The 12243-nt window shown below is 40.6% G+C and carries 11 protein-coding genes; 4 read left to right on the top strand and 7 right to left on the bottom strand.

The window, feature by feature from the left end; all coding sequences use genetic code 11:
* Positions 1-230 precede the first annotated feature (230 nt).
* From HWQ36_RS06280 to xseA, 4 genes are all read right to left on the bottom strand, one after another.
* Entirely contained in the window at positions 231-704 is a 474-nt protein-coding gene (locus tag HWQ36_RS06280; RefSeq protein ID WP_292699209.1) for a response regulator, read from the bottom strand.
* Positions 701-2959 (bottom strand): ATP-binding protein, encoded by a 2259-nt coding sequence (locus HWQ36_RS06285; protein ID WP_292699212.1) that lies wholly within the window; start codon positions 2957-2959, stop codon positions 701-703. The genes HWQ36_RS06280 and HWQ36_RS06285 overlap by 4 nt, the downstream gene beginning before the upstream one ends.
* 135 nt (positions 2960-3094) lie before the next feature.
* Positions 3095-3328 (bottom strand): exodeoxyribonuclease VII small subunit, encoded by a 234-nt coding sequence (gene xseB / locus HWQ36_RS06290; RefSeq protein WP_292699215.1) that lies wholly within the window; start codon positions 3326-3328, stop codon positions 3095-3097.
* Positions 3321-4589 (bottom strand): exodeoxyribonuclease VII large subunit, encoded by a 1269-nt coding sequence (xseA, locus tag HWQ36_RS06295; protein ID WP_292699218.1) that lies wholly within the window; start codon positions 4587-4589, stop codon positions 3321-3323. Before xseA ends, xseB begins: the two co-directional genes overlap by 8 nt.
* 283 nt (positions 4590-4872) lie before the next feature.
* On the opposite strand from xseA, the gene HWQ36_RS06300 reads away from it, so the two are divergent.
* From HWQ36_RS06300 to HWQ36_RS06310, 3 genes are read left to right on the top strand one after another with little or no spacing between them, the layout of a single operon-like run.
* Positions 4873-5106 (top strand): hypothetical protein, encoded by a 234-nt coding sequence (locus HWQ36_RS06300; RefSeq protein ID WP_292699221.1) that lies wholly within the window; start codon positions 4873-4875, stop codon positions 5104-5106.
* Complete coding sequence (locus HWQ36_RS06305) at positions 5099-5275, top strand: hypothetical protein (protein WP_292699224.1); 177 nt, start codon at positions 5099-5101, stop codon at positions 5273-5275. The genes HWQ36_RS06300 and HWQ36_RS06305 overlap by 8 nt, the downstream gene beginning before the upstream one ends.
* A 27-nt stretch (positions 5276-5302) precedes the next feature.
* Positions 5303-5527 carry a PIN domain-containing protein gene (locus HWQ36_RS06310; RefSeq protein ID WP_292699378.1) on the top strand — a complete coding sequence of 75 codons (225 nt, stop codon included), beginning with the start codon at positions 5303-5305 and terminating at the stop codon, positions 5525-5527.
* Between the two features lie 75 nt (positions 5528-5602).
* Here HWQ36_RS06310 and HWQ36_RS06315 read toward each other — a convergent pair whose 3' ends face one another.
* Complete coding sequence (locus HWQ36_RS06315) at positions 5603-7156, bottom strand: HNH endonuclease (protein WP_292699227.1); 1554 nt, start codon at positions 7154-7156, stop codon at positions 5603-5605.
* Positions 7157-7681: 525 nt separating this feature from the next.
* Between HWQ36_RS06315 and recA the strand changes: the two genes are divergently transcribed.
* The gene (recA, locus tag HWQ36_RS06320) at positions 7682-8761 is read left to right on the top strand and encodes a recombinase RecA (protein WP_292699229.1); all 1080 of its coding nucleotides are present in this window, start codon (positions 7682-7684) and stop codon (positions 8759-8761) included.
* Between the two features lie 218 nt (positions 8762-8979).
* Here the strand turns inward: recA and HWQ36_RS06325 are convergent, their stop codons facing one another.
* Positions 8980-9702: an FHA domain-containing protein gene (locus HWQ36_RS06325; RefSeq protein WP_292699232.1), complete on the bottom strand. Its 723-nt coding sequence runs from the start codon at positions 9700-9702 to the stop codon at positions 8980-8982.
* A 663-nt stretch (positions 9703-10365) separates the two neighbouring features.
* Positions 10366-11970: a serine/threonine-protein kinase gene (locus HWQ36_RS06330; protein ID WP_292699235.1), complete on the bottom strand. Its 1605-nt coding sequence runs from the start codon at positions 11968-11970 to the stop codon at positions 10366-10368.
* Positions 11971-12243: the final 273 nt, after the last annotated feature.

Consider the following 12243-nt stretch of genomic DNA (forward strand, 5'->3'; position numbering starts at 1 on the left):
ATTGGGCACTTGTACTGAGCGACTTGTGCCGAGCCTGTCCTGAGCGTAGCCGAAGGGCGAAGTCGAGGTAAGCCGAAGTATTGGCCAAATAGGGTATAGAAAAGAGACAAGGGAGACAAGGAAGAGGGGGGAGACAAGGGAGAGACTTAATTTTAATAATTCCCCCTTGTCCTCCTTGTCCTCCTTGTCCTCCTCATCTCCCCCTACCCCCTGCGGTCTTCATAATATGACTAATACTCTGGCAAATCAGGCAGTGTCGTCACTTCAAACCAATATTCCACTAGCATCTGAATATCTCGTTTCAGTTGAGCAAAATTGATTGGCTTAACAATATAGCTGTTAGCACCATATTGATAACATACTTCAATATCTTTGGGATTGTTAGAGGTAGTAAACACCACCACTGGAATCATTTTCAAGTTGTCATCCTGTTTAATCCGGCGCAACACTTCTCGGCCATCGGTTCCGGGCAGGTTTAAGTCAAGGACAATCAAGCCGGGACGGGGCGCACTTTCGCGTTCAACATAGCTGCCAGTCCGGTAAAGAAACGCTAAGGCTTGTTCCCCATTTACACACCGTTGGATGGCGATCGCAATGGAAGATCGCCCTAAAAATCTTTGCAGTGCCTCAAAGTCTTCGTTGCTGTCCTCCACAATTAAAAGTATTGGCGTTTGCTGGATTAGGGAGGCTGAAATCTGAGTCATACGTCTGCCTCCGCCGACAGGGTAAAGTAAAAGGTACTGCCAAGAGTTGGGGTAGATTCCACCCAAATTCTACCACCATGCCGTTCCACAATTTTGCGGGCAATGGTTAACCCTACGCCAGTCCCACCACCAAAATCGTCCCTTCCATGTAAGCGGCGGAAGATTTGAAAGATTTTGTCGAGATGTTCTGCTGGGATGCCAATACCGTTATCACGAACGTAGAAAGTCAGAGAAGTAGGAACAACTTTGCTTTCGCCATTCCCTTCAATGCAACCAATTTCAACCCACCTTTGGGGTTTATCATTGTACTTAATGGCGTTGCTGATTAGGTTGCTGAAGAGTTCATTAATCTGAGCGCGATCGCATTGAACGCTTTTTAGGGGTTGAGGAATGCGAAACTCGACTTCGCTTTGTGGTCTGGCAATGGTCAAAGTGCTGATTACCTGCTGCACTAACTCATTCAGATTCACTGGTTGCCGAATCAGTTCGGCGCGTCCCAAGCGGGAGAAATGGAGGAGTGAGTTGATCAGGTCTTCCATTCGCTGCGTCAGGCGCACTAGGGTTTGGAGTTTGGCAATTCCATCGTCATTCAGTATGTCTGCATAGTCTTCCATTAAGAAGTTGGCATAGTTGTGAATCCCCCGCAGAGGTTCCTTTAGGTCATGAGAGGCAACGTAAGCAAAGGAATCGAGTTCTTCATTACTCCGTTGTAATTCAAAATTCATCGATGCCAGTTTGTCTGCCTGCCGCAACACAACACCCACAACCAGGCTTCGCAGTTCAGTAACCGCTTCAATTTCGCAAGGTTTCCAAGGTAGGGCACACCCTTGCACCGTTTCTTGCCACAATGCAAAAGATTTGCGAGGAGACATTCGTAAACTGCCATTTGACAAAACTTCTACAGGTTTGTTGGGGTTGCCGCCCCAATTCACGCTTTGAATTACTTCTGGACGAAACCAGAGAATGTAATTGTGATGAACTCTAGAAATTTCCAGGGCTAACACCCCACTGGCGATCGCTTTATATGACTCGGCGGCAGGATAATTTTTCGTGAGCGATCGCGTCTCAAACAAGTTATGATAAAGCTGCGGCTTAATCCAGTCGAGTAAGGTATGAACATCTTCCTCAGATGGCGTTTTACCCACTCGAATACACTGGTTGCCACTGCATATCGCCGCTCCCGTGGCGCTGACCAGATTAAGTAATTGAGATTTTAGTTGCACCATACCATCCAGGAAATACTCAGCCTGAGACAACTCTTCAACAAATTGAGTTTGCAATGATTTCAATTGACTTTTGTAATCAATGTCTTCACTTGCTTCTTTGTTTGCCAGTTCCACAGACATCACCTGTCCAATAAACTCGCACACAGTGCGAATATTGTAAGAAATATATTTGGGCGAAGAATGATGACAGGCAATCAATCCCCAAAGCTTTTTTTCGTGCATCAGGGAAATAGACATAGAGGCAACAACGCCCATATTTTGCATATACTCTAGATGAATCGGAGAAACACTCCGCAACACCGATAGACTGAGATCGAGCGGTTGATTCGTTACCGGATTGTTCACTGGAATTAAGGCGACAGGCTGGTAACTGGCATCTGGAATTAGCCTTAGCCAATTAAGAATGTATAGCTGTCGGGCTTGCTTGGGAATGTCAGAGGGCGGATAGTGCAAGTCCAGATAGGGCGTTTCCTGATTGGTGTCTTCAGCGATGACACTGCCTGCCCCTTCCCGATCAAATTGATAGACCATGACGCGTTCAAAGCCAGTAATTCGCCGGACTTCTGTCACCACAATCTGGCACATTTCCAGTAGCGTGGGTGCTTTTTGAATGCGGGTGATGGTTCCTCTTACCTGTTGATAGAAGTCAAAAAAGCCTATTTGTCCCTTCGCTTGTTTCAGTTCCAATTCCAGAATAACGATCCTATCTAAACGATGTACAATACCATCAAAATAGATTGATTTATTCAGACGCTTGATAGACAAGTTGAGGGGATTGATGCTCTCAAAATCCTCCGCCAGACATTGTTGAATTAGCTTAATCTGCTTGGCATTGAATAAGTATGACAGAGGCTTACCCAGCAATTCTTCTGGTTGACGCGCAACAAATTCCTGGGTATTGCTACTCACCTGAAGAATTTCCAAAGTGGGATTTTGCAAAACCAATAAAACCCCGTGAGGCTGGATCAGATTTGGAATGTGGATCAGTTCGCGATCGCAGTTCGTTAAATCAATCGTCTCATCAGTCATTCTCAGCTTCTCAAACCCCTAATTGGAACTCTGGCAAGTAATCAGAAATGTTTAATTAATTGAAAACGGAGATTTACATTATTTCTTTTTAGCTTTTTAATTATATTTAACTGACTAATTTAACTACTCTGGCTTCTACTCTTCACTCAAAGTTTCAATCAACAAATCCACCTGCTGCTGTCGCTGCTGCAAAAAACTTTCACACTGACGCAAATACTCAACAGCACTTGCAAATTGGTCAAACACCGCTTCCAATTCCAACTCACCCGCCTCAATGCGAGTAATAATGCCCTCTATTTCAGCAACCTTCGCCTCATAATTCCAACCTTCTACTAAATCAGAACTAGAGGGACTTTTACGTTTAACCATTAAACTCTTCGCGTCCTTCGCGCCTTCGCGGTTTGTTTACTTCCACAACCTTTACTTTAACCCCACCCTGCCCCAACTGAATCACTAACTCTTGCCCCACAGCCAACTCCGCCGCAGAACGAGCGATCGCTCCATCTTCCCTTCTCACCACTGCATAACCACGCTGCAACACCGCTTTCGGGTCAAGACTAGCCAACTTTTGCCGTAATAATTCTAAATGCTGCGCTGCTTGCTGCGATCGCCCCGTGGTAATTTGCACTAAATGCTGACGCTTCCAAGCTAACTTTTCCACCTCCTGCTGCACTTGCCGGTCTAACCGCAAACGGCGCAAACGGTTTCGCAATCCTTGCAGTTTATTCTCAGCATTTTCCCAAGATTCATGCACCGCCTCATGTAAAGCCACAACTCGCTGCCGATGCTCAGTATACAACTCTGAAAGGGCTGGCACAACTCTTTCAGCCGCCGCAGTTGGTGTATGCACACATACATCTGCAACTAAATCTGCCAACGATTCATCCCGTTGATGGCCGATACCAGTAATTACCGGAATAGAACAACTAGCCAGCGATCGCACCACTCGTTCATCATTAAAACAAGCCAACTCTTCCACCGCGCCACCACCCCGCGATAAAATTAGCACTTCGGCGCGTCCATCTCTTTCCACCCGCTCAATTGCTTTGACGATATATTCTGGTGCTTGCTCACCTTGTACTGTCGCCGGAGAAAATAAAACGTGTAAACCTGGATACCTTTGCTTGAGAGTTTTTTGAATATCACCCCAAGCAGCAGCCGTTGGGGAAGTGACAACAGCGATCGTTTGGGGGTGGATGGGGAGCGATCGCTTTCTTTGCGCGTCAAATAACCCCTCAGCCAACAAGCGATTTTTGAGTTGTTGATAGCGCAACGCCTGTAAACCAACACCAGCAGGTAAAGTCTGCCAAACTGATAACTGATACTCTCCCCGTTGTGGATATAAGCGAATACTACCCAAAATAATTATTTGCTCACCGGCAACTGGCATTTGGGCGAGTTTTGGCAATTGGCTATTCCATACCACACATTTAATTCCAGCGGTGCGATCGGTATCTTGCAGCGTAAAAAATAAACCACTGCGATGGTGGTTAGCACTAGAAACTTCGCCAGTTACCCAAACTTGCCGTAATTGTTCATCTTGCTCTAACAGCAAGCGGATATAGTCAGTTAATCCAGATACTGAAAGCGCTGTATCGAGAATCAGAGAGTTGGAAAGGTCGAAAGTCATCAAAAATATGTAAAAGCCTAATCAAATCTTAGCAAATAATGTTAATTGATAGCTATTGTGTTGAATTATCAAATTTGAAATATTAAAAAATTCCATTAAACATAAATCATGCAAGGAATTATTTAAGTTTTATAGATTGATAAGAAATTTATTCACCAATTTTTCATTACAAACAAACAACTCTGCACTTCTAACAAATATTTGTGCCCCACTGCACCGCCATTAATGCTGAGTTATACTAGGCTAATTGACCCTAATAATTGATATGGGAGTTTAAAACATCATGGAAAAAATAGAACTTGAACTAGATAGACTCACCTTTGAGCGAGCAAAAACTCTGGCAATAGTCAATCAATCAACTCTATCAGAATTGATTACTTATGTAATTGAGCGTTTAGCAGAAATTCAGGAGAAAAAAGATCCATTAATGGGATTATATGCTGATGTCCCAGAAATTGTTGATGAAATTGTTGCTGAGGCGATGGAAAAAAGAGGATATCCTGGATCAGATGAATAAAGGAGAAAAGTCCCTACTTGATACAGATATTCTTTCAGAAATTATAAAACGAGCAAATCCTCGTATTATTGCCAAAGCCAATAATTACCTAAACCAATTTGATAAATATACAATTTCTGTAATTACAGTTATGGAAATTGTAGAAGGTTGGCAAAAACGTAAGCAATAACAACGCCTTCAGCAATTTTTAACTATCCTGACTTCACAGGAAATATTATCCTTTGATTTGACAGAAGCAGTATTAGCAGGAAAAATCTACGCTGATTTAGAGACAACCGGAAAAAGAATTGGTTATCCTGATTGTATGATTGCAGCAATTGCCATCAGTCATAATCTAACTTTAGTTACTGGTAATTTATCACATTACCAAAGAATTCAAGATTTAGATTATTCACTAAGACTAGATAATTGGCGTTTATAGTAACAATGCTGATGAATGATTTGGTATCAAGTCTCGCCATTAGCTAAATGCTCTAATGCAGATGTATTTTACAACTTAATTTTTATACCCTGTATTACAGTATGGATGGGTTATCTGTCCGTTATCTACACTTGCTAATCCGCCATCTTCCTTGCGCTGTATATGATCAATCGAAATTGAGTTTCTATGGATAAGACCATTGCATATTTTACACTTTGGTGCATTTATTAATGCATCTTTTATATAAATTTCACTCTTTTTGTTTGTATTAAAATCTGTTGCGGATGAATTATTTTCCTGATCTATTGTACGAATAGTCAAATACTGAAAATCATTGCTAGATATAATCTCATTTATAAAATTGTCAATTGCTTTTCCAGCTTGTAAATTAATCACAATTTGCTGAAATAATTTTGACACATCTTTGTAGCTTTTTTGAACAGACTTATATTTTAAATAAATCTGCTGAATCAAATAATCATATTTAATGATGCATTCCTCGAAATATTCTCGTACTTGAATGAAATCATTGATTTTTTTTCTTTTATCCAGTTCCATTACAAAATCAACAACAGCAAGGAAGGATACTGTTCTATATCGCCCATCTTTTGAATAAAAGTATATAACTGGGTGTAAACCCAAAGATGAGGGATGATTACTGTTTAATCTATATACAATCTTTCTGGTATTTTTTAAAATTTGTATTGTTGCTTCACCAGTTACATCATCATTAATTTCCTTGTTATTAAAATCTAGATTATTAACAACATTCACAAAATCTAAAAGTAGTGGTAAAGTTTGAGATGAATAGAGTTTTCCTCCAACTGGTATGTCCAAAGTTTTGATTGGGGTCTGCAACTTAGGTGAAAAAAGTACCTCATTAATTTCCTTAGCTATTTCTTGTATCTGATGCTGTATTTCATCTGAAAAAGATGACCAATATTTATGACCTTTACCACTTCTGATAATTGCACGTGCTGCAATGCTATTAGGCTTTTTCCTGGATTCAATAAGTTTTAGCTCAGTTTTATCAATTGGTGCAGCTTGTTGATTAATCTTGAAAAATGAACTTTCTGCTTTAGTTGCATCACCTTCAACCCATTGAAGCTGAATTGCTGCAGCTGCCAGATTTTTGGCGTATTTGACAACTTCCGGTTTAACTTTATCAGGGTGTATAATAGCCAACTTAAAATCTTCGTATGAGCCGACTGTCTTGTTGACCAATTTTCGTGTTTCTTGAGCAACCTTTATTTGTTCATCAGAAATTACCCCATCATAGAAAAGCTTTGAAATTTTACCATCTCCGTAATCATCATTTACCCAAGCAGATAAAGCACTCAATCTATGGCTACCATCAATTACAAATAGGTAGCCCCCTGTGCTTCGCCACAAAATAATTGCTGGGATTAAATCGCCTTCAATAAAACTCTTAATAAATTCACAAATTCTATTTTTGTCCCATTCGTTAGTTTCTCTTTGAAAATCAGGCTTTCTGATGTTTGAAAAGAAGAATGAGTCTATTTTAAGGTCTTCAATAGAAATTGTTTCTTTTTTCTTACCTAGATTAATATTTTCTTGCACATCAAAATCTTCTCGTGGAATTAGAGCATCTACATTAACTTTAGCCATAAGGTTTTCCCCTGTATTGGTACTGTATAGTGTTTAATTAGTAATTATACGTCAAGCCGATAGGCAGCAAGTAAGACTGAGCATCATAGCCTCTCAAAGCTGAAAGTCACCTAAAGCATTGAAAATCCCTTCACTATTCCCATAGAAGCTTTCTACAGCTTATCCTGATCCCTATGAAGTAGCTGTAGATGATATGCTGACTGGCATAGTGATCGCTCCTAATTGAGCAACCTCCGCAAATGCTCACGAGTCCGATTCTACTTACAGGGTTGTTTAGTTAATTTATTTTTTCTTTGAAAACCCTTGCTTACCCAGCCCAAAAAAGCTATCTCTGAATGCAAGTTGGTATCATTGTGCAAAACTACCCTAATCTGGTAGCGATCGAGTTACGATCTTGTCACACCCCTTTTTTGATTTGAGAAGTCCTATTCCAGAATTTTCTGGTTAAAATAGTATATCTGTTCTACTCAAACTCCGAAACCAACACTCCTTAAAACCATATATTTAGAGGCATTAGAGGCAGAAATGGCTATCAACACCGATACTTCCGGCAAGCAAAAAGCACTGACTATGGTGCTAAACCAGATTGAGCGCAGCTTTGGTAAAGGGGCAATCATGCGCCTGGGCGACGCTACCCGGATGCGGGTGGAAACAATTTCTAGTGGAGCGCTTACCCTAGATTTAGCATTGGGTGGTGGTTTACCCAAGGGGCGGGTAATAGAAATTTATGGGCCGGAAAGTTCCGGTAAGACTACAGTAGCGCTACATGCGCTCGCCGAAGTGCAAAGAAATGGTGGTATTGCTGCCTTTGTTGATGCTGAACACGCCCTTGATCCTACTTATGCTGCGGCATTGGGTGTAGATATTGACAATTTGCTGATTTCTCAACCTGACACTGGCGAATCAGCTTTGGAAATTGTCGATCAGCTTGTGCGCTCTGCTGCGGTTGATATTGTAGTCATTGACTCAGTAGCAGCACTGGTTCCCCGTGCTGAAATTGAAGGCGATATGGGTGACACTCACGTTGGCTTGCAAGCGCGATTAATGAGCCAAGCCCTACGTAAAATTACGGGTAATATTGGTAAATCTGGTTGTACAGTAATTTTCATCAACCAGTTGCGGCAAAAAATCGGTGTTACTTACGGTAGCCCAGAAACTACTACTGGCGGTAACGCATTGAAATTTTACGCTTCGGTACGCTTGGATATTCGTCGAATTCAAACCTTGAAAAAAGGTACAGATGAATATGGTAATCGCGTTAAAGTCAAAGTCGCCAAAAATAAAGTAGCACCGCCTTTCAGAATAGCGGAATTTGACATTATTTTTGGTAAAGGTATTTCTACCTTGGGTTGTGTTGTTGACTTAGCAGAAGAAACTGGCATCATTGTCCGCAAAGGAGCTTGGTATAGTTACAACGGCGATAATATCTCCCAAGGACGAGACAACGCCATTAAGTATCTAGAAGAAAAGCCTGAATTCGCTGAAGAAATTAAGAAACTGGTGCGTGAAAAGCTAGATAAAGGCGCTGTTGTTTCTGCTAACTCTGTAGCTAAAGCCAGTGAAGAAGATGAAGAGGAAGATGTCGATTTAGAGCCAGAAGAATAAGGAATGTGGATTGATTAATCTGCAATTTTGAATGTGTAGTGGGTTACAAAAACAGCTAACCCACTTTTTGTAAGGGATTGATAAGTTATTCGTTAGGTATTTCTAGTTCTAATCGGGTAAATTAGGGGTACAACAATGTTCATTGTTGTGCCCTTACTAATTGTGTGTACTTTACGCAATTAAAAATTGCCATAATTTCCAACTTTTTCACTGAGATTTTATGGTATTTGTCTGCTAAAAAAGCGGTCTAAAATTTCTGATTTCTGTTCTGAACTGAAGTTGTCATAATAATGTTCAAGCTTCTCAAATAGTCGAGAATTTCTAAAAATCTCTAAATTATCATCTGCTTTATCAGGTATATATTTTTGTCTATCACGGGGAAAAGCAAGTATTTCTACTTGATTGTCATTTTGACGATGCACAAGCTGCATCAATAACTCCATTGCTACAGTTGGCAAAACACGGCACGTATAATTCATAAAAAAATCAAAAGTCATATTGCCTAGACGGATGCGATCGCCATCTTTGAGCTTGATCGGAACTAAAGCGCGATCGCCATTCACAAATGAGCCATTGGTGCTGTTGAAGTCTATGAAGTAGAAGCCTTGATCATCAATATATTGAATAGCAGCATGGCGACGAGACATATAATTATCAGCAATGCAAATACCACTGTTCTGATTACGACCTATTGTCCATATCTGCTGTGGCTGTCGTAAACTTTGGGTCTGATTGTCGCACAAGTTAGTTATCAAATAAACAGTAGCCGTATCCACTACACCATGTACGTAACGTACCTTCGCCTTTTTCAACGACGGTTGAGATAGGTTTTCTAGCTGAAGAATTTCATCTAGAAGGCTGCTGTGGTGTTCATACAACTTAAGAAATACTTGATATAAAGTTAATCGCCGTTCTATTTCCGTTTGTGCAAAGTCAGCCATGATATATAAACCTTGTATTGCCTGATTTCGGTTGTGACTATTCTGCTTCAGCCTACAATCAGGGATAATTAATTAATTTTTCACTTTCTGCTGCAATCTGAAAAACTTGAGTGGCTTAAGATTAGATTTTACAGCTTTTACGTGCGAGATCCCCTGTTGTTTATAGCAATAAAAAGCATATAAATACCTATGAAAAATTATTGTAATGCTTTATTGTTTATTGTAAATAATCATTTGTTATTTGTAACAGATGATTACTATAAAGATTTGATTAAGAATTGCCAACCGTCTCCGTATTTTTGCTAGATAATCGGATACTTTTTAATATTTGCAAGAGCTTTGGGTATCGAGCGAAGCAACTTTGAAGAAGAATTCAGAACGGGCTAAACGTCTTGACTCCTGAATTCTGTTCGATAAAAATTCTGAGTTGTTCATGATAAACAAGATCCCCGACTTTTACAAAGTCAGGGATCTGCGGGTTCCAGAATAAATCTGAGTTTTATCGAGAAAAATAATGGTTAATTTATCAAGCTAAAAAGAAAATCGAATTGTGAAATAATACAGTTTAAATTAAGACTTGATTTTCTCTAAGCCTCCTTAAAAAGTAGGGAAATAGTCTGCAAACCAGAGTAAGCCACTGGCTCTAAAATCTAAAATTTCAACTTATAATAAGCCTCGTTTACCATTAGGGCGGATGGTCATCCAATTTGTTTTTGCTAGTGCTAGCTGCTCATCAGAAATCTTGGCACTGGTCAGATTAGCACCACATAGATTAGTTCCTCGGAGGTTGGCATTGCTGAGATAAGCATTACTTAGGTCTGCACCTCGCAGGTCTGCGCCTTCTAAATCAGCATGGTTAAAGTATGCCTTGCTCAAATTAGCATCCTTGAGATTTGCTTTAGTGAGGCTGGCTCTGCCAAAGTCACTATTGTGAAGATTAGCTCCCTGGAGATTAGTTTTTTGCAATTGAGTGGAATGGAAATTTGTTCCTGATAAATCAGCACCTTGCAGGTTCAGTAAACTTAAATTGTGGAGAGCAAAATCTCGTCTTCCCTTTTGATAGGCGGTTAACAAACCTTGGGTATCTAACTTACGCTCAACTTTAGAATTTTGAACTTGCGAACCATTACTGTTGCTGTTAGCTAAAGTCGTTGATTTGCCCATCCCAGAACCCTGATGCAATCCAGCCGCTTCTGCTGTTTTAGCTCGTCTGGCACGAATTGCTGCCGCTACCTGTGCCACTCCTGCACTGGTGACAGCAACAGAAGAGTTGTTACATAAAACAGCAGAATTTTCTAGGTGCTTGTGTGTTCGCTCTTTAGACCCAGTATCTGATTTAATCAGTAAACCCTTTGCTAAACTTTCTAAGTATGGTTCTATTTCCAATGCTCTGAGAACTTCTGCGGCTGACTGATAGCGATTACGTACAGAAACCTCTAACATCTTTCGTAATACATTGCTCAAGTGATCGCTCACTTGCACAATTTGCTCCCACATCATCTCGCCAGTATTGGGATTGTAATCTAAATCTTTAGGAGTTTTGCTAGTTAGTAAATAAATGCATGTCACCCCCAGAGCATAAATATCACTGGCATAGACTGGACGCATAGCCATTTGCTCTGGAGGTGCAAAACCAGGAGTACCAATCGCATAAGCAGTTAATGCTGTTTGTCCTGATTGACTGATCGCACCTTGGGTAACTTGGTTTTTGACGGCACCAAAGTCGATAAGTACCATTCTGGCATCTTGAGTGCGACGAATTAAGTTGGCTGGCTTGATATCACGGTGGATCACCTTTTGCTCGTGGATGTATTGCAGTAGTGGTAGAATCTCGCTTAAGAATTGCTTGACTCCAGTTTCGGTCAAGATGCCGTTAAGTTTGACCTCTTCCTGCAAGGTATCACCACTGATATATTCTTGAACTAAGTAGAATTGTTCATGATCTTCAAAATAGTCTAGCAATCTTGGTACTTGGGGATGATTGCCAATCTTACCTAGAGTTTTGGCTTCTCGTTCAAAGAGTTCTCTGGCCATCTGTAAAACGTGTGGGGCGCTTCCTGATGGGCGTAATTGTTTGATTACGCAACTCGGTTCACCTGGTAAGCCTCGATCGTTGGCTAAGAAGGTTGCTCCAAAGCCACCTTGACCTAATGGTTTGATCACCTGATAGCGATCGCGCAACAGTAGTTGCGAGCCACAAGACTGACAACTTTGGCTATTTACCAAATTTTCTGGATTGGGACAGATAGGATTTAAGCAGTAGCTCATGCACTGTCAACTCGCTGCACGAATAATCACGGGGAGCGTTACACTCTCTTTCAATTATTTAGACATTAATCAATTCTTGCCAGGTAATTTTTGCTGGAAATCCTTTGAAGAGTTCCTAAAGTTTACCTGGTATTACGTAAATACCCGTAAAAACAATGCAATTGATTATACTGAATACTAATAACTAATGTTTGAGCTACTTGTTTACATTGCCAAATCCCAGTTGCACTCTAAACGCCCCAAAGTTGCCATCCAAAATTCAACCAAAATTGG

Source organism: Nostoc sp. NMS2, from assembly GCF_017115105.1.
Lineage (GTDB): Bacteria > Cyanobacteriota > Cyanobacteriia > Cyanobacteriales > Nostocaceae > Nostoc.

Bases quoted from the DNA above. Each gene is read 5' to 3' on its own strand.
- HWQ36_RS06300 (WP_292699221.1), top strand. From the start codon at position 4,873: ATGGAAAAAATAGAACTTGAACTAGATAGACTCACCTTTGAGCGAGCA.
- HWQ36_RS06285 (WP_292699212.1), bottom strand. From the start codon at position 2,959: ATGACTGATGAGACGATTGATTTAACGAACTGCGATCGCGAACTGATC.
- HWQ36_RS06305 (WP_292699224.1), top strand. From the start codon at position 5,099: ATGAATAAAGGAGAAAAGTCCCTACTTGATACAGATATTCTTTCAGAA.
- HWQ36_RS06330 (WP_292699235.1), bottom strand. From the start codon at position 11,970: ATGAGCTACTGCTTAAATCCTATCTGTCCCAATCCAGAAAATTTGGTA.
- recA (WP_292699229.1), top strand. From the start codon at position 7,682: ATGGCTATCAACACCGATACTTCCGGCAAGCAAAAAGCACTGACTATG.
- xseB (WP_292699215.1), bottom strand. From the start codon at position 3,328: ATGGTTAAACGTAAAAGTCCCTCTAGTTCTGATTTAGTAGAAGGTTGG.
- xseA (WP_292699218.1), bottom strand. From the start codon at position 4,589: ATGACTTTCGACCTTTCCAACTCTCTGATTCTCGATACAGCGCTTTCA.
- HWQ36_RS06315 (WP_292699227.1), bottom strand. From the start codon at position 7,156: ATGGCTAAAGTTAATGTAGATGCTCTAATTCCACGAGAAGATTTTGAT.
- HWQ36_RS06280 (WP_292699209.1), bottom strand. From the start codon at position 704: ATGACTCAGATTTCAGCCTCCCTAATCCAGCAAACGCCAATACTTTTA.
- HWQ36_RS06325 (WP_292699232.1), bottom strand. From the start codon at position 9,702: ATGGCTGACTTTGCACAAACGGAAATAGAACGGCGATTAACTTTATAT.